This is a genomic window from Heliorestis acidaminivorans, assembly GCF_008933955.1.
Classification (GTDB): domain Bacteria; phylum Bacillota; class Desulfitobacteriia; order Heliobacteriales; family Heliobacteriaceae; genus Heliorestis; species Heliorestis acidaminivorans.
Window position 1 is genome coordinate 1 of sequence record NZ_WBXO01000009.1, and the last position, 15,015, is coordinate 15,015.

At 43.3% G+C, this 15,015-nt stretch carries 16 protein-coding genes; 14 read left to right on the forward strand and 2 right to left on the reverse strand.

Annotated elements, in window-relative coordinates; all coding sequences use genetic code 11:
• The 3 genes from tnpC to F9B85_RS10775 form a co-directional block, all read left to right on the forward strand.
• Positions 1-973 (forward strand): IS66 family transposase (gene tnpC, locus F9B85_RS10765; RefSeq protein ID WP_207707100.1); only part of this gene is annotated, 973 nt, incomplete at its 5' end.
• Between the two features lie 21 nt (positions 974-994).
• Positions 995-1,507, forward strand: a complete 513-nt coding sequence (locus F9B85_RS10770) for an HD domain-containing protein (protein WP_170270449.1) — start codon at positions 995-997, stop codon at positions 1,505-1,507.
• Positions 1,508-1,668: 161 nt separating this feature from the next.
• Positions 1,669-2,334, forward strand: a complete 666-nt coding sequence (locus tag F9B85_RS10775) for a hypothetical protein (protein ID WP_151620788.1) — start codon at positions 1,669-1,671, stop codon at positions 2,332-2,334.
• A 158-nt stretch (positions 2,335-2,492) separates the two neighbouring features.
• On the opposite strand, the gene F9B85_RS10780 is transcribed toward F9B85_RS10775, so the two are convergent.
• Positions 2,493-2,849, reverse strand: a complete 357-nt coding sequence (locus F9B85_RS10780) for a NifB/NifX family molybdenum-iron cluster-binding protein (RefSeq protein WP_151620790.1) — start codon at positions 2,847-2,849, stop codon at positions 2,493-2,495.
• 177 nt (positions 2,850-3,026) lie between these two features.
• Positions 3,027-3,644, reverse strand: coding sequence for a carbonic anhydrase (locus F9B85_RS10785; RefSeq protein WP_151620792.1), 618 nt, complete (start codon positions 3,642-3,644; stop codon positions 3,027-3,029).
• Between the two features lie 169 nt (positions 3,645-3,813).
• Between F9B85_RS10785 and F9B85_RS10790 the strand changes: the two genes are divergently transcribed.
• The 11 genes from F9B85_RS10790 (at position 3,814) to hypE (ending at position 15,007) form a co-directional block, all read left to right on the forward strand.
• Complete coding sequence (locus F9B85_RS10790; RefSeq protein ID WP_151620794.1) at positions 3,814-4,629, forward strand: Dam family site-specific DNA-(adenine-N6)-methyltransferase; 816 nt, start codon at positions 3,814-3,816, stop codon at positions 4,627-4,629.
• Between the two features lie 315 nt (positions 4,630-4,944).
• Positions 4,945-6,093 carry a hydrogenase small subunit gene (locus F9B85_RS10795; RefSeq protein WP_151620796.1) on the forward strand — a complete coding sequence of 383 codons (1,149 nt, stop codon included), beginning with the start codon at positions 4,945-4,947 and terminating at the stop codon, positions 6,091-6,093.
• A gap of 5 nt (positions 6,094-6,098) precedes the next feature.
• A complete protein-coding gene (locus tag F9B85_RS10800) occupies positions 6,099-7,835 on the forward strand; it encodes a nickel-dependent hydrogenase large subunit (RefSeq protein ID WP_151620798.1) in 1,737 nt (578 codons plus the stop codon).
• 32 nt (positions 7,836-7,867) lie between these two features.
• Positions 7,868-8,536, forward strand: coding sequence for a Ni/Fe-hydrogenase, b-type cytochrome subunit (cybH, locus tag F9B85_RS10805; protein ID WP_151620800.1), 669 nt, complete (start codon positions 7,868-7,870; stop codon positions 8,534-8,536).
• A gap of 62 nt (positions 8,537-8,598) precedes the next feature.
• Positions 8,599-9,081, forward strand: coding sequence for a HyaD/HybD family hydrogenase maturation endopeptidase (locus tag F9B85_RS10810; protein ID WP_151620801.1), 483 nt, complete (start codon positions 8,599-8,601; stop codon positions 9,079-9,081).
• A gap of 33 nt (positions 9,082-9,114) precedes the next feature.
• The gene (gene hypA, locus F9B85_RS10815) at positions 9,115-9,462 is read left to right on the forward strand and encodes a hydrogenase maturation nickel metallochaperone HypA (RefSeq protein WP_151620803.1); all 348 of its coding nucleotides are present in this window, start codon (positions 9,115-9,117) and stop codon (positions 9,460-9,462) included.
• Positions 9,463-9,471: 9 nt separating this feature from the next.
• Positions 9,472-10,134 (forward strand): hydrogenase nickel incorporation protein HypB, encoded by a 663-nt coding sequence (gene hypB, locus F9B85_RS10820; RefSeq protein ID WP_151620805.1) that lies wholly within the window; start codon positions 9,472-9,474, stop codon positions 10,132-10,134.
• A gap of 29 nt (positions 10,135-10,163) precedes the next feature.
• Positions 10,164-12,614, forward strand: a complete 2,451-nt coding sequence (gene hypF / locus F9B85_RS10825) for a carbamoyltransferase HypF (RefSeq protein WP_279237773.1) — start codon at positions 10,164-10,166, stop codon at positions 12,612-12,614.
• A gap of 2 nt (positions 12,615-12,616) precedes the next feature.
• The gene (locus F9B85_RS10830; protein ID WP_151620809.1) at positions 12,617-12,847 is read left to right on the forward strand and encodes a HypC/HybG/HupF family hydrogenase formation chaperone; all 231 of its coding nucleotides are present in this window, start codon (positions 12,617-12,619) and stop codon (positions 12,845-12,847) included.
• Positions 12,829-13,965 carry a hydrogenase formation protein HypD gene (hypD, locus tag F9B85_RS10835; protein WP_151620811.1) on the forward strand — a complete coding sequence of 379 codons (1,137 nt, stop codon included), beginning with the start codon at positions 12,829-12,831 and terminating at the stop codon, positions 13,963-13,965. Before F9B85_RS10830 ends, hypD begins: the two co-directional genes overlap by 19 nt.
• A gap of 13 nt (positions 13,966-13,978) precedes the next feature.
• Positions 13,979-15,007 carry a hydrogenase expression/formation protein HypE gene (gene hypE / locus F9B85_RS10840; RefSeq protein WP_243138166.1) on the forward strand — a complete coding sequence of 343 codons (1,029 nt, stop codon included), beginning with the start codon at positions 13,979-13,981 and terminating at the stop codon, positions 15,005-15,007.
• Positions 15,008-15,015 lie beyond the last annotated feature (8 nt).

The window sequence follows — 15,015 nt, forward strand, 5'->3', positions numbered from 1 at the left end:
TTTCTTGGCATTTTCATCGCCCTCCCTAAGAGTATTTTATCTCACTCTTAGGTGTTCAACAAATCGGGTACGGGTCACTCATCAATGGCTAAGTTTGCTTTACACACGAATGCACCACTACTTGTTATTACAAGAGGTACTTTGCGCTGACGAGACGAGTCTTCAAGTGCTCCATGAACCAGGTCGGGAGGCGCAGACTACTTCCTATATGTGGTTGTACCGCACTGGTCGCGAAGGTCCTCCGATCGTGCTTTATGACTACCAACAAACAAGAGCCGGTGAGCATCCCCGTCAGTTCCTTTCGGGATTCAAAGGCTTTTTAACTGTCGATGGCTATTCGGGCTATCATAAAGTTGAAGGCGTTACCCTGGCTTGCTGTTGGGCTCATTCCAGGCGGAAATTCACAGAGGCTCTTAAGGTGTTGCCTGATAAGAAGAAGCGTTCTGGCAAGACCGTTGCAGACGAGGGCTTGGAATATTGCAACCAACTCTTCGCCATTGAACAGGAATTAAAAGATTTGACTAATGAAGAACGCTATGAAGAGCGACTAAAACGCAGTCAGCCAGTGCTGGATGCTTTTTTGGCATGGCTTCATAAACAAAGCCCCAATGTACTGCCAAAAAGCGCACTTGGTCAAGCCATTAACTATTGTTTGAATCAATGGGATAAACTCATTGGATTTATGTTAGACGGCCGCTTGGAATTAGATAATAATCGCAGTGAGCGAACCATAAAATCCTTCGTTTTAGGAAGAAAAAATTTCTTATTCTCCAATACTCCTCGCGGTGCCCGAGCTAGTGCGATTGTATATAGCATTGTCGAAACAGCCAAGGAAAATGGCCTGAATCCTTTTACGTATCTAAACTATCTCTTCGAGATACTTCCCCATGTAGATACTAAAGATGAGCAGGCGCTGGATCAGCTACTCCCTTGGTCTGAAACCTTACCCGAACTTTGCCGAGTAACTAAATAAAAGTTTAACCGGAACTCCATCTTGTCTTCAAGGTGGGGTTCCTTTTACGCTTACATTCATAGCGCCTTGGTGCTTGGAAAAGCCGCCGAACGTACCCGAGAACATCACGTTCTTTGTGCGGCCCTGCTTCACGATATTGGTAAAGGAGTAACCGATCCTTCCTTATGGCCGCGCCACATTGGCCATGAAAAGGCGGGAGCTGAAATGATTCCTGCACTAGGGGAGAAGTACGGACTTCCCGACGATTGGATTGCGGCTTCGCAGTACGCAGCTCGCTATCATATGGCCGCCCATACTGCAAAAAAAGCCGGAAAAATAGCCGAGATGATACTCGGCGCAGCAAGAAACCCTATTGGCGTCGATGGGTTTGCCACCGTGGTATGGGCAGATCACAATGGACGCGGGAGGGAAAATGTGCCGAACGCCTTCGCCGATTCTGCAACGGATGTCTATAAGGCGATTGTTGAGGCATCCAAGCATTCCCATGATCCCTCAAAGATCGCGCAGGCGGTTAGTAAAACGCTAAAGGGTTAGTGAGGTTATAGAAAGCACTTGTAGACTTGAGATAGCTGATCTCGTTGTCAGCCTTTTGTTTCTTTTTTAAATATTTTTGCATTATTGCTCTATTGCCTTCATGCTTCATTGTTTATAATTGAAACTGGATATATTGAAGCAATGAAAGGGTGTAGATAGTTTTGGTAAAAAGAGCTGGTCTGCTCACTTTAGTGCTTTACCTATTTCTTTTACCCGTCTCTGCTGTTTATGCACTTGAACAGCAAAGTAAGTCTGTGAGTACTAGTGGGGGTTCAAGAACAGTACAGTACATACAATTCCACCCCAATGAATCTCTAGAACTTCGCCCCGTCTTCGCCAATAACAAAGTAGGCCAGACGGAATCACTTGCTTCCATGGCAAAACGTACAGGCGCAGTCGCGGCAATCAATGGTACATTTTTTAACGCTTATGATCAAAAAGATCTACAGCCTATGGGCGCTGTAATGATCGATGGTACTTTCCTTCACCTTCGGGGAGGCCCTACTTCTGTAGGTATCAAAACAGATAACACTTTGTCTTTTGCTTCGACAAATGATGTAAAAATACGCGGTGGCATCAACGGTTCAAGAGTCTGGCCGAACAACTGGTATGCTTGGTTTATGAACCATGAACCTAATTCTCAAGAAGAAATTGTTGTCTTTACTACAGCTTTTCGCAACCATAACCTCTCTTTTCCTGGCTTTACTTTTATCGTTGTAACAGGAGATACAGTTACGGCGATACGCAAAGACAGTGCCACTATCCCAGCCAATGGCTTTGTGATTGCTTATGGACCTCCTACCACTTACGCCGTGTCATTGAGCTAGCACCTAATAGCCAGCAAGCCATAGAAGCAAGAAAACTGCTAGCACAACAGTAAAAACTTTCTTTCCGCACCCCGAAAAGTATCTGTAGCAGAGAAATAATAAAAAAGGTCACAGGTTAAGAATAATCTCTAACCTGTGACCTTTTCTCACTCTAATTCCTAGTGCTTATGCCCACAAGAAACTAAGTCGTCTTCTTGCACTTGCTCCAGATTCTTCTCCACTAAGCCTTGTACAGCAGACTCAAGACTTGTCGGATTAGTTTTATATATCTCTATGCCCGACTCTTTCAGTGTTCTAAAGACTCCACCACCAATACGCACTACGATGACTGCTTCCACCTCTTTAGATAAGAACCACATAGGAAACTCGTCGTGTCTGTTTTGCATAGGTGGCGTTGCAAGAATTTCTTTCTCCATAATTTTGCCATTTTCTAACTTAACAAAAGCAAAAGCTTTGCTATGACCAAAATGATCACTTACTTGATCGCCATCAACAGGTACAGCTATAATCGACATTTTGATAAGCCTCCTTTATCTTTTACTATTCCTATTCCAAGCTCAATCAATTCTCTTGAATTAAGCAAGATCTGATACCTCTTAAGTGTAATAATAACAAAAAAGCCAGATGAAAGATCTCTTTGCATCTGGCTTTATCATATCCTTGTTAAATATATTGAATGAAACTGAATAGCTTTAATCAAAAAAGACAACTTCACCAGACTTTAATAGATACTTAGCACCAACAATAGCTACTTTTCCTTCTTCTACTAATGGACGCAGAGCACTGTTATCCATTAGTTTGGCTACTACTGTCTCTACGTTCTTATCAGCAGATACTTCGTAAAGGGAATCGTCTTTGACGCCTTCATTCTGAGCTTTTTGTACTGATGGGTGGATCAAGGAAAGCAAAGTAGCCATATTGCTTTCACCTGAATTATCTAGAGGGGTACAGCAGGTATCAACAGCCGCTCTTACAGCACCACACATTTCATGACCTAGCACAACAACAAGTGGGCTTTTGAGATGGCCTACGGCAAATTCTACAGAAGCAGAAGCAACAGCGTCGACGACGTTGCCAGCTACACGAACGACAAAAAGGTCACCTAGAGCTTGATCGAAAACTATTTCAGGTGGCACTCTAGAATCGGAACAACCAACAATAACAGCAAAGGGAGACTGTCCTTGTTCTTTAAGTTCCGTACGTCGATCAATACATAATTTTTTGTCAGCAAGCTTGTTTTCAATATACCGCTTATTTCCATCGATAAGCCGCTGTTTTGACTCGGCAGGCAATAATTCTGCATTGATCATGCTTTCTCACTCCATACTTCCATACTTCAACGACTTTCTCGTCATCGACTATTTATTATATCAATAATAAGTGAAATGTCACAGCCTAATTTTTAAAAAAGATAACTCCTTTCACACTTGTCAAATTCTGCTGTAAGCAGTAGAATTCATCAATAAGGGGGGGGGGTTTGTGCGACCTTTTTTAAAATGGCCTGGTGGCAAACATAAATTAGTGCAACGAATTGAAAAGATAGTACCCCCTGGCTCTAGACTAGTAGAACCCTTCGTAGGCTCTGGGGCTTTTTTTCTGGCTACAGAGAAGTTTAACCAATTTCTTCTTGCTGATACTAACGCCGATCTAATTCATCTCTATCAATGCTTGCAACAAGAACGGACTTTTATAGAAGCTTGTCGAGCCCTTTTTACTCCGGAAAACAACAGCGCAGAACGTTACTATGCTTTGCGTGACCAATTTAATCAGAGTCAAGATCTTTGGGAAAGATCAACTCTTTTTCTTTACCTTAATCGACATGGCTATAACGGGCTCTGTCGCTATAACAAAAAAAGAGCCTACAACGTACCCTTTGGAAGTTATAAAGCACCTTACTTTCCCGAAAAAGAAATGATTAATTTCCATGAAAAGGCGCAGAGAGCTACTTTCCTAATAGCTGACTTTAGAGCTACCATGGCCATGACAGTACCAGGTGATGTCGTCTATTGCGACCCGCCTTATACACCCCTTTCAGCTACTAGTGATTTTACGGCTTATGATGGTCAAGCTTTTAGAAGTGCTGATCAGAAGGACTTAGCTAATGAGGCAGAAGAGAGAAGCAAGCAAGGCATTGATGTGCTTATCTCTAATCATGCTACAGCAGAAACAATAGATCTCTATAGTGAGAGCAAACTAGAAATCTTTGACGTACGTCGGACTATTAGCTGTCAAGGTGATCAACGCAAGACAGTCAAGGAACTTCTAGCTTACTATCCTGCTTGTTCGGCAATATAGAAAACAATAAGATACATAAGTCCCTTGCCCATTTTCTAAACTATACAACCGCCTGAGCTTTAATAAAGCCGCAGGCGGTTTTTTCAATACTTGACAGGAAACTGTAAAAAACATTATTCACTTGCAGGAATTTCTAACAGTTATTTCGAAGAAATGGAAGATGTAAAAAAGCTTTGTTCAAATTTTCATAATGCAAGAAAATTTATATTTTTATCGAAAAAGAAAGATATATGGCAACGACCCTATTACGCAACTTTTTAAGTTGTTTTACAATCGGGTTATAAGGCAAATAGATTCTAGGGAGGGGAAAAGAATATGACCGCCAAGGAAAAAGAAACCTTTTATGGCGCCTTAGAAAAAAGGGGCGTAAGTCGGCGGGACTTCCTTAAGTTCTGTACTATGATGGCGGCGTCTCTAGGCTTAAGCACTAGTGGAGCATCAGCGATTGCGGAAGCACTAGAGACAAAAGTCAGATTACCTGTAATCTGGCGACATTTCCAAGAGTGCACCTGTTGTACAGAATCTTTTATCAGAACTTCGCACCCCATCGTATCAGAAATTATCTTGTCTATGATTTCTCTTGACTACGACGAAACCTTAATGGTCGCCGCTGGAGAGAGAGCCGAAGCGATGGCTCGCAAGACTATGGAAGAACATAAAGGTAACTACATATTAGCTGTAGAAGGCGCTATTCCATTAGGTGACGGTGGTGTTTACTGTTGTGTTGGTGGCCATAGTGCACTGGAGTTATTAAAAGAAGAAGCCAAATACGCCAAAGCAATTATCGCTTGGGGCTCCTGTGCCGTTAACGGTTGTGTACAAGCAGCTAAGCCTAACCCAACAGGTGCTGTAGCAGTACAAGACATTATCAAAAACAAGCCGATCATTAATGTACCAGGCTGTCCGCCTATTGCAGAAGTAATGGCTGGCGTCATTACTCACGTACTTACCTTCGAGCGCTTACCTGAACTTGATCAAGAAGGTAGACCAAAAGCATTCTACGGTCATCGGATTCACGACAAATGTAATCGCCGCGCTTACTTTGATGCAGGTATGTTTGTGGAATCCTTTGATGACGAAGGAGCCAAACAAGGCTGGTGTCTTTATAAATTGGGCTGTAAAGGGCCTAATGCTTACAACAACTGTTCCAACATTGGCTTTAACGGTGGCGTAAGCTATCCTATTAAATCAGGTCACCCCTGTATTGCCTGTTCCGAAAAAGGCTTCTGGGATTACACAGGTGGACAGTCTTTCTATACTCACCTTTCTGATGTACCAGGCCTCAAAGTAGGTATGAATGTTGATCAGTTTGGTGCTATGGCTGTAGGAGGTGCTATTGCTGGTGCCGCCGCTCATGCCGCAGTTTCTGCTGTAACGAAGAAGATGAATGATCAGAAAAGCGAAGCGTCAGAACCAGTAAAAACAGAAAAACCTCAAGATAACGATAAGAGTATAGGAGGGTAACAGACGTGGCAGAACGGATCGTAGTCGACCCCGTCACCCGTATTGAAGGCCACTTGCGGGTAGAAGCAAAGGTAGAAAACGGTAGAATTATCGATGCAGTTAGCTCTGGAACGGCCATTCGAGGCTTAGAAATTATTCTTCAAAACCGTGATCCTCGCGATGCCTGGGCCCTTGTCCAGCGTATCTGTGGTGTCTGTACAACTATTCACGCTCTTACCTCTGTACGAGCTGTAGAAGACGCTTTAGACATCAGAATTCCTCCTAACGCTGAATTAATTCGTAACATTATGTTTTGTGCTCAATATGTACAAGACCATGTGGTACACTTTTATCATCTTCATGCCGCTGACTGGGTTGATATCCCTAATGCACTGCAAGCTGATCCTGCTCAAACAGCCGCATTAGCTCAAAGCATTTCTCGCTGGCCCAAATCAACAGCAGGTTACTTCCGAGATGTGCAAAACAAACTGAAAGGTTTTGTGGAAAGCGGTCAGTTAGGTATTTTTGCTAACGCTTACTGGGGTCATCCAGCATATAAATTACCACCTGAAGCTAACTTAATGGCTGTAGCGCACTATCTAGAAGCTTTGAACTGGCAAAAAGAGATTGTTAAGATTCATACCATTTTTGGCGGCAAAAACCCTCATCCTAACTATCTCGTCGGTGGCATGGCTTGCGCTATTGATATTAATGGCGACAACGCAATTAACATTGAACGCTTCAATATGGTCGAAAAGTTGATTAATGAAGCTATTGAATTTGTAGAGCAAGTTTACATTCCCGATCTGTTAGCTATTGCTTCATTCTACAAAGATACTGCATCCTATGGTGGTGGCGTAGGCAACTTCCTATGTTATGGAGACTTGCCCACAACGAACATAAATGACTTTAGCAACTATCTCTTGCCACGTGGGGTCATTTTAGACAAGAACTTAAACGAAGTGCTCGATGTCGATCCTCGCGATCCTGAGCAAATACTTGAATATACAGAACACTCCTGGTACGAAAACTCCAAAAGTGGTTTGCATCCTTGGGATGGCGAGACCAAAATGAAATATTCAGGTCCCAAACCGCCTTACTATACGCTAGATGAAAGTGGACAGTTTAACAACAAATACACCTGGCTCAAAGCACCACGTTGGAAAGATAAGCCTATGGAAGTAGGTCCACTAGCGCGCATGCTCGTAGCTTATGCCAAAAAAGATGCTCTTGCCCATGATCAAGTCAAAGAAGAAGTTGATAGCGTCTTAACTAATTTAGGTGTAGGGCCAGAAGCGCTCTTCTCTACTTTAGGACGCACTGCCGCTCGGGGCATTGAATCCAAACTAGCGGCACACTGGCTAAAACGTTTCTACAGAGATCTGATCGACAATGTAAAAAATGGTGACCAGCGCACCTTCAGCTCTGAAAAGTGGGAACCAAAAACGTGGAACAAAGACAGCAAAGGTGTAGGTTGGTCAGAAGCTCCTCGTGGCGCATTGGGACACTGGGTGCACATCAAAGACGGTAAAATTGCTAACTACCAATGTGTTGTACCGACAACTTGGAACGGTTCACCTAAAGACCATCAAGGTCTACCAGGCGCTATGGAACAAGCGCTGATTGGCACACCTTATGTAAAAGAAGATGAGCCATTAGAATTATTGCGTACAATCCATTCTTTCGACCCTTGCTTGGCATGTGCCGTTCACTTGGTAGATACAGAAGATCAGAAGGTAACGACTATAGAAGTACAGCGATAACCCTTAAGAAGCTACCGTAAGGGGGGGCAAGAATGAATAAGCTCAAGCCTGTTTACGTCTGGGAGCTACCTGTGCGCATTTATCACTGGGTCAATGCGCTTTGCATGGTACTTCTTTTTGCCACTGGTATCTACATCGGAACGCCTTTTTTGCGGCCGACTGTCGTTACAGGTGATGCCACCACTGTTTTTTGGATGGGTAATGCGATTACAGCTCATATGGCTATAGGCTACCTGTTTATAGCTAACTACTTATTTCGCGTCTACTGGGCTTTTGTAGGCAATGAATATGCTCGCACACACCACTGGCCCTGGCAAAAAGCCTACTGGGGCGAATTCCGCGATACACTTTTACATTATCTTTTTATCAAAAAAGATGAACCTCATCATTTAGGCCACAACCCTCTAGCAAACCTCGCTTATTTCTTTTTCATCATGGTAGGCTCAGTAGCTATGGCTATTACAGGCTTTGCCATGTACGGTGAACTACATCCTGATGGTATGATGTTTGCTTTTTTTGGCTGGGTTATTCCTCTCATTGGTTCAAGCTTTGAAGTGCACATGATTCATCGTCTAGGTGCTTGGTTGATGATGTCCTTTGTTTTCGTACACCTCTATATGGTGATTCGTCACGACGTCTTTGCTAAGAACGGCACTATGTCTTCTATCTTTAGTGGCTACAAGTTTGACGTAGAGAAGTAAAAGTAAGAAAAATTAGCTTAGAAAGTTTTGAAGACCATAAAGGTAAGAAAGTAGATAAAAAGATGAAAAAAATCGTCCTTATGGGCTTGGGTAATTTGCTTTATTCTGATGAAGGACTAGGTGTGCAAATTGTGCAAGCCCTGCAAAGGGAATACTTTTTTCCTGACAATGTAGAAGTCGTTGATGGAGGGACACAGGGATTACTTTTGCTTGAATATCTAGAAGAAGCAGATTACTTTCTCTGTGTCGATGCCATCAATGCAGGCAAGCCTGCTGGTACATTGATCCGTCTCGTAGGGAATGAGATTCCTCAATACGTAGGTATCAAGATGTCACAGCATCAGCTCAGCTTTCAAGAAGTACTAGCCTTAGCTAGTTTGCGCGGTACTTTGCCGCAAGAGATGGTTTTTCTGGGTATACAACCTAAGAGCTTAGAATTCGGATTAGATCTTTCTGCTACAGTGCAATTATCTTTGCCCGCACTAAGAGAGGCCATAGTAAAACAGCTAGCACAATGGGATGCCCAACCTTTCAAGATTGAATAAAGTTGTAAAGAAGCAAGTAAGGAAGGTAAGCCTATGCATGAAATGGCTTTAATGGAAAGCCTGGTGTCAGTACTTCGTGAAGAAGCAGAGAAAAATGATATCAAGGAGATCAAAAAAGTCAAAATGACCGTAGGCACTTTAACCCACGCCTTACCATCGGCATTACAATTTGCTTTTACCGTACTAAGGGAGTCAACACCCTTTGCACCTTTGGCAACTTTAGAGATTGAAACTGTATCGGCACAAGCAAAATGTCTTGCTTGTGCTCAGACTTTTGATGTGTCTGATGAGTATCTGTTTACTTGTCCTCATTGCCAAGCTTTCACAATTAAAATTATTGCTGGTCGAGAGCTCAAGATTGATTATTTTGAAGGAGAGTAGTTGAGCCTTATGCAAGTCCATATTAACCAAAAACTATTAGGAGCTAATGAACTTGTCGCCAAGGAAAACCGAAAGCGTATGGCGGAAAAAGGTGTCTACCTGCTTAATTTGATGAGCTCTCCTGGCGCTGGCAAAACGACAGTACTAGAGAAAACATTACCCTTACTAAAAGAGCGCATTAAGGTAGCTGTCATTGAAGGTGATATAGCTACTGTGCGCGATGCAGAGAGAATTGCCGCTCTTTCCGTACCAGTCGTCCAAATCAACACTCATGGCGCTTGTCATCTTGATGCAACAATGATTCAAGCGGTGCTTGATAAGTTTGACCTCGACAATTTAGATCTGCTCATCGTAGAGAATGTAGGTAATCTTGTTTGTCCTGCAGAATTCGATCTAGGCGAAGCGGCTAAAGTAGTACTACTTTCTACAACAGAAGGTAATGATAAGATTCCAAAATACCCGCTCATGTTCCACGAAGCAGATGGACTACTAATTAACAAAATTGACTTACTTCCCTTTACCGACTTTAGTCTGGAAGAAGTAGCAAAAGATCTTCAGAAAATTAATGCCCATCTTCCTACCTTTCCTTTGTCAGCTCGAACTGGTGAAGGGATGGAGGCCTGGATTCACTGGCTTCTGCAAAAAATGCAAGAAGGAAGGGAAAGGCCATAGGTGCTATCATTAAAGCCCAAAAAATAGAACTGCGTGGGCTAGTGCAAGCTGTAGGCTTTCGTCCTTACATATACAAACTAGCCCATCAGTGGGGTTTGCGAGGTTGGGTTAATAACCATACAGAAGGTGTAACGATTGTAGTCGAAGGTTCAGAAGAGGCCATAAAGCACTTTCTAGAAGTACTACCGCAAGATAAACCGCCCCTCAGTCGCATTGATAGCATCGTCCTTACGGAGCAACCTTTACGAGGATATCAAGACTTTATCATTCGTGAAAGTCAAGAAGGACAGAGGCTCTTAACCTCTGTCCCTCCTGATGTTGCTCTTTGCCCTGATTGTCGTTCTGATCTGCATGAACGGAAGAGCCGCTATTATCAATATCCTTTTACTAACTGCACCAACTGTGGTCCTCGCTTTACTATTGTTCAATCACTTCCCTATGATCGAGCTAGCACATCAATGGCTTCTTTTGAACTCTGCCCTACTTGTCATAGTGAATATAAAGATCCTTGGAATCGACGATTTCACGCCCAACCGATTGCTTGTCCTACTTGTGGTCCTGAGGTTTGGCTCAGTGACCATCAAGGAAAGCCTATCGAGGGTGATTGGCGACAAAAGTTCCAAGAAAAAATGAGAGCAGGACAAATTGTAGCAGTAAAAAGCCTTGGTGGATTTCATCTTGTCTGCCATGGTCGCCATACCAAAGCCCTTGAAAAATTACGTCAGAGAAAAAGAAGACCTCACAAGCCTTTGGCCTTGATGGCTAGGGATAAAGCTGTCATAGAAGAGATCTGCTTGGTCAGCTTAGCAGAAGAAAAGATGCTAACAGGACCGCAAGCTCCTATAGTCATCTTAGAACAGCGTCCGTCAGCAGTAACCAAACTTGCTACCTTACCTTTGCTAACAGGGGTCATGAAAACTATAGGCTTTATGATGCCCTATACACCTCTGCATGAATTGCTTTTTGCTGATGATTTAGACCTACTCGTTATGACATCAGGTAATCAAGCAGGCTTCCCCTTAGCTAGAACGAATGAAGAAGCTCTTACACAGCTGGCATCTATTGTTGATGCATTTTTGTTTCATAACAGACCTATTTTGAGCAGGGCCGATGATTCGGTCCTTCGTTATATCGATGGCACTTGGCATTTTTATCGACGCTCTCGAGGCTTTGTGCCAGACAGTATAGCTCTGCCAATAGCAGTGCAAAAAGACAATAGAGGCCACCCAGTAAGTACAGCAAGCCAAGCCAACAGCAGAACAATTCTTGCTGTTGGCGGCGAGATGAAAAACACCTTTGCCCTCTTAGGAGGAGACTCAGCTGTACTGAGCCAGCATATCGGTGGTGTTCATACTCTAGAAGGACAAGAGAACTTCTTAGAAAGTCTTCAACATCTTCAAAAACTTCTTGATCTAGAGCCTGAACTGATTGTTTGCGATCGTCACCCAACCTATCATACAGCACAGCTGGCACGGCGCTGGTCAAAGCCTTTGTTAGAAGTTCAACATCATCATGCTCACTTTATAGCCACACTAGCTGACCACTCCGTAACTGAAAAAAGTATGGGAGTCATTCTTGATGGTACAGGCTATGGAGATGATGGAACAATCTGGGGATTAGAAATTATTACAGGCGATTATCGAAGCTTTCAGCGACACTATACGTTGCGACCTCTACCGTTACCAGGTGGAGATAATGCCGTAAAAAAACCCTATCTAACAGCGGCAGTTTTTCTTGGTGAAGCTTTTGGTGAGCAAGGTTGGGAAGAAGCTAAGCGCTTTTTCCCTGAAGATGCAAAAGCTATCACAAGAGCAAAGCAGATGGTAGAACAAAAGATTAATAGCCCTTTATCCTCTAGCGCAGGTCGCTTTTTCGATGCTGTCTCCGCCTTGCTAGGCATATGCAAGGAAAGCACTTACGATGGTCAAGCTGCCATAGAACTAGGCGAAGAAGTAACATTGCGCCTTGGTCTAGCCGGAAGAGAAGTGAAGAGAGCAGAGATTGAAGAAGCCCTATCGCTAGGGCACTATCCTTTCTCAATTCGTAAAAAATTGCCCAGAACTATTCAAAAAACTAGTCAGGACAGTCTAACAAAGGCTGAGCAAAATAAGGAAAACTGCTCTCTGCTTCGTTACTTAGACTATACAGAGATTCTGGCAGGCTTATTAGCAGATATAGAAAATTGTACAGATAAAGGGATCATAGCCCTTCGCTTTCACAATAGCCTAGCTTTATTCATCAATGAAGCGGTAAAGGAACTTGCCATACGAGAGAAACTGTCTACAGCCGCTCTTGGTGGCGGTGTTTTTCAAAATCCTTATCTGTTTACAATGGTGCGGCATCTCTTACAAGCACAAGGCTTACGAGTCCTCTGGCCACAGCGCATTCCAGCTAATGATGGTGGATTAGCTTTTGGACAAGGGGCAATTGCAAAGTGGCAAGGGGAAGAAGGATCAATAATCAGCAAAGGTAGGTGTTGAAGATGTGTCTGGCAGCACCTTCACAGATCACGCACATTGAAGAAGGCGGCTTCATGGCAGAAGTCGAATCTTTTGGCAATAAACGAAGAGTCGCATTAATTATGGTACCAACAGCCAAGGTAGGCGATTATGTTCTCGTTCATGCGGGCTATGCAATTCAGATTCTTGACGAAGAAGAAGCCAAAGAAAGTTTGCGCTTATGGGAGGAAATATTGTGCTCTCAGAACAGCTAAAGCGCTTTCGAGAACCCCAGTTAGCTAAAGAAACAATCGTTAAAGTAAAAAAAAGCCTGCAAGCTTTGCAGACTTATCAAGGCCATAAAGCGATTTTTATGGAGTTTTGTGGTACTCATACAGCCGCTTTTTCCCGTACAGGACTGCGCCAAGAGCTTAAAGAGTACGTAACTCTGCTGAGTGGTCCCGGTTGTCCTGTTTGTGTTACTTCAGCTCAAGATGTAGATAGAATTATTGCCTTTAGCCAAATTCCTCAAGCAATTATCGCTACCTTCGGTGATATGGTAAAAGTACGAGGAAGCGAAATGACTTTGCAAGAAGCAAAAGCGTGTGGAAGTGATGTGCGCATCGTCTACTCTTCCCTAGAAGCTTTAGAAATTGCTCGAGAAAACAGAGAACGTCCTGTTATTTTTATTGCTGTAGGCTTTGAGACGACAACTCCTACAGCGGCGCTTACCTTAACTAAAGCTATCGAAGAAGGCATTGACAATCTTTTTCTTTATTCATTACATAAGGCCACAGCACCAGCGCTGAAAGCTCTACTACATAGTGAGCTAACTACAACAGATAAGCGAAGCACCAACATTGATGGCATTATTTTGCCTGGTCACGTAGCTATCATTACAGGTCGAAAATGTTGGGACTTTGTTGTTCAAGAGAGCAAAATTCAAGCAACGATTTCTGGTTTTGAAGCTCTTGATTTGCTCTTAGCTTTGGAAGATCTTACTCAAGGCATTATGAATCAACATGATCAAGTAGGCAACGCCTACGGACGAGCTGTATCAGAAGCGGGGAATATTGTAGCACAGCAAGCTATGGAGCAAATCTTTGAATTACAAGGTGGAGACTGGCGTGGCTTAGGAAGCATTCCTCAGAGTTCCTACAAACTAAAAAAAGAATATGCCGCTCATGATGCGGAAAAAGCTTTTACCCTACCTGCTTTGCCAGAAAGCAAAGGCTCTTCCTGTCAGTGTGGAGATATTCTAAAAGGTATCAAAACGCCTCTGCAATGCCCTCTCTTTGCAAAATCTTGTGATCCTGTTCATCCGCAAGGACCTTGTATGGTTTCTCATGAAGGGACTTGTGCTACTTACTATAAATACGAAAGAAAGTTGTAAAGAAGGTGATTCTGTGGAGGGAACAAGAGAAAAACGCATCTTATTAGCCCATGGCGACGGTGGAGCTCTTACATATCAACTTATACAAGAACTGTTCTTGAAGTATTTCACAGAAGGACCATTGCAACAACAAAATGACGGTGCTCTGCTTCGAGATTTACCAGGGCCGCCTGTTGTATCAACAGATTCCTTTGTTATAACACCTTACTTTTTTCCTGGCGGTGATATTGGTAAGCTTGCTGTTGCTGGCACGGTCAACGATCTAGCCGTTACAGGTGCAGAGCCCCTTTATCTTACAGTGTCCTTTATATTGGAAGAAGGACTGCTTATGGCTGATCTTGAGAGCATTGTTGCTTCTTTGGCGCAGACAGCGCAAGAAGCTGGCGTTGCTGTCGTAGCTGGAGATACGAAAGTGGTGGAAAAAGGGCGCGGTGATGGAATCTATATCAATACCACAGGTATTGGCTTTTTGCCAGAACAGCGAGAACTAGGCTACCAGCGTATAGAAGCGGGAGATAAGATATTAATTAACGGAACAGTGGGGGATCATGGGCTAGCTATCTTATCAAAAAGATCAGGCCTTGCTTTTGATACAGAACTGCGTAGTGACTGCGCACCACTTAATAACTTGATTGCTACAATTCTAGAAAAGTGCCCTGGTGCTGTCAAGTTCATGCGTGATGCTACTCGCGGTGGCGTTGCTACAACAGCTAAGGAGATTGCTTTAGCAACAGGGAAAGACTTACTTCTCTGGGAAGAAGATTTACCGATTCGCGAGGAAGCGGCCGGTGCTTCAGAGTTTCTAGGACTGGACCCTCTTTATATGGCTAATGAAGGAAAAGTTCTCTTTATCGTTCAAGGCGACCGAGCGCAGGAAGTTCTAGAAGTGATGAAAGAACATCAACTTGGTCAAGAAAGTGCTATTATTGGGACTGTAGAAAAAGGAAAAAGGGAAGAAGGCCATGTGTTACTGAAGACCTTCTTCGGTAGTCACCGAATCTTGGAAATGATGGCAGGAGATCCACTGCCAAGAATCTGCTAAAAGGAGAG

What these genes read in the sequence shown, in the direction of transcription:
- F9B85_RS10780 (WP_151620790.1), bottom strand. Translation starts at nt 2,849, where the DNA reads ATGTCGATTATAGCTGTACCTGTTGATGGCGATCAAGTAAGTGATCAT.
- F9B85_RS10785 (WP_151620792.1), bottom strand. Translation starts at nt 3,644, where the DNA reads ATGATCAATGCAGAATTATTGCCTGCCGAGTCAAAACAGCGGCTTATC.
- F9B85_RS10795 (WP_151620796.1), top strand. Translation starts at nt 4,945, where the DNA reads ATGACCGCCAAGGAAAAAGAAACCTTTTATGGCGCCTTAGAAAAAAGG.
- cybH (WP_151620800.1), top strand. Translation starts at nt 7,868, where the DNA reads ATGAATAAGCTCAAGCCTGTTTACGTCTGGGAGCTACCTGTGCGCATT.
- F9B85_RS10810 (WP_151620801.1), top strand. Translation starts at nt 8,599, where the DNA reads ATGAAAAAAATCGTCCTTATGGGCTTGGGTAATTTGCTTTATTCTGAT.
- hypA (WP_151620803.1), top strand. Translation starts at nt 9,115, where the DNA reads ATGCATGAAATGGCTTTAATGGAAAGCCTGGTGTCAGTACTTCGTGAA.
- hypB (WP_151620805.1), top strand. Translation starts at nt 9,472, where the DNA reads ATGCAAGTCCATATTAACCAAAAACTATTAGGAGCTAATGAACTTGTC.
- F9B85_RS10830 (WP_151620809.1), top strand. Translation starts at nt 12,617, where the DNA reads ATGTGTCTGGCAGCACCTTCACAGATCACGCACATTGAAGAAGGCGGC.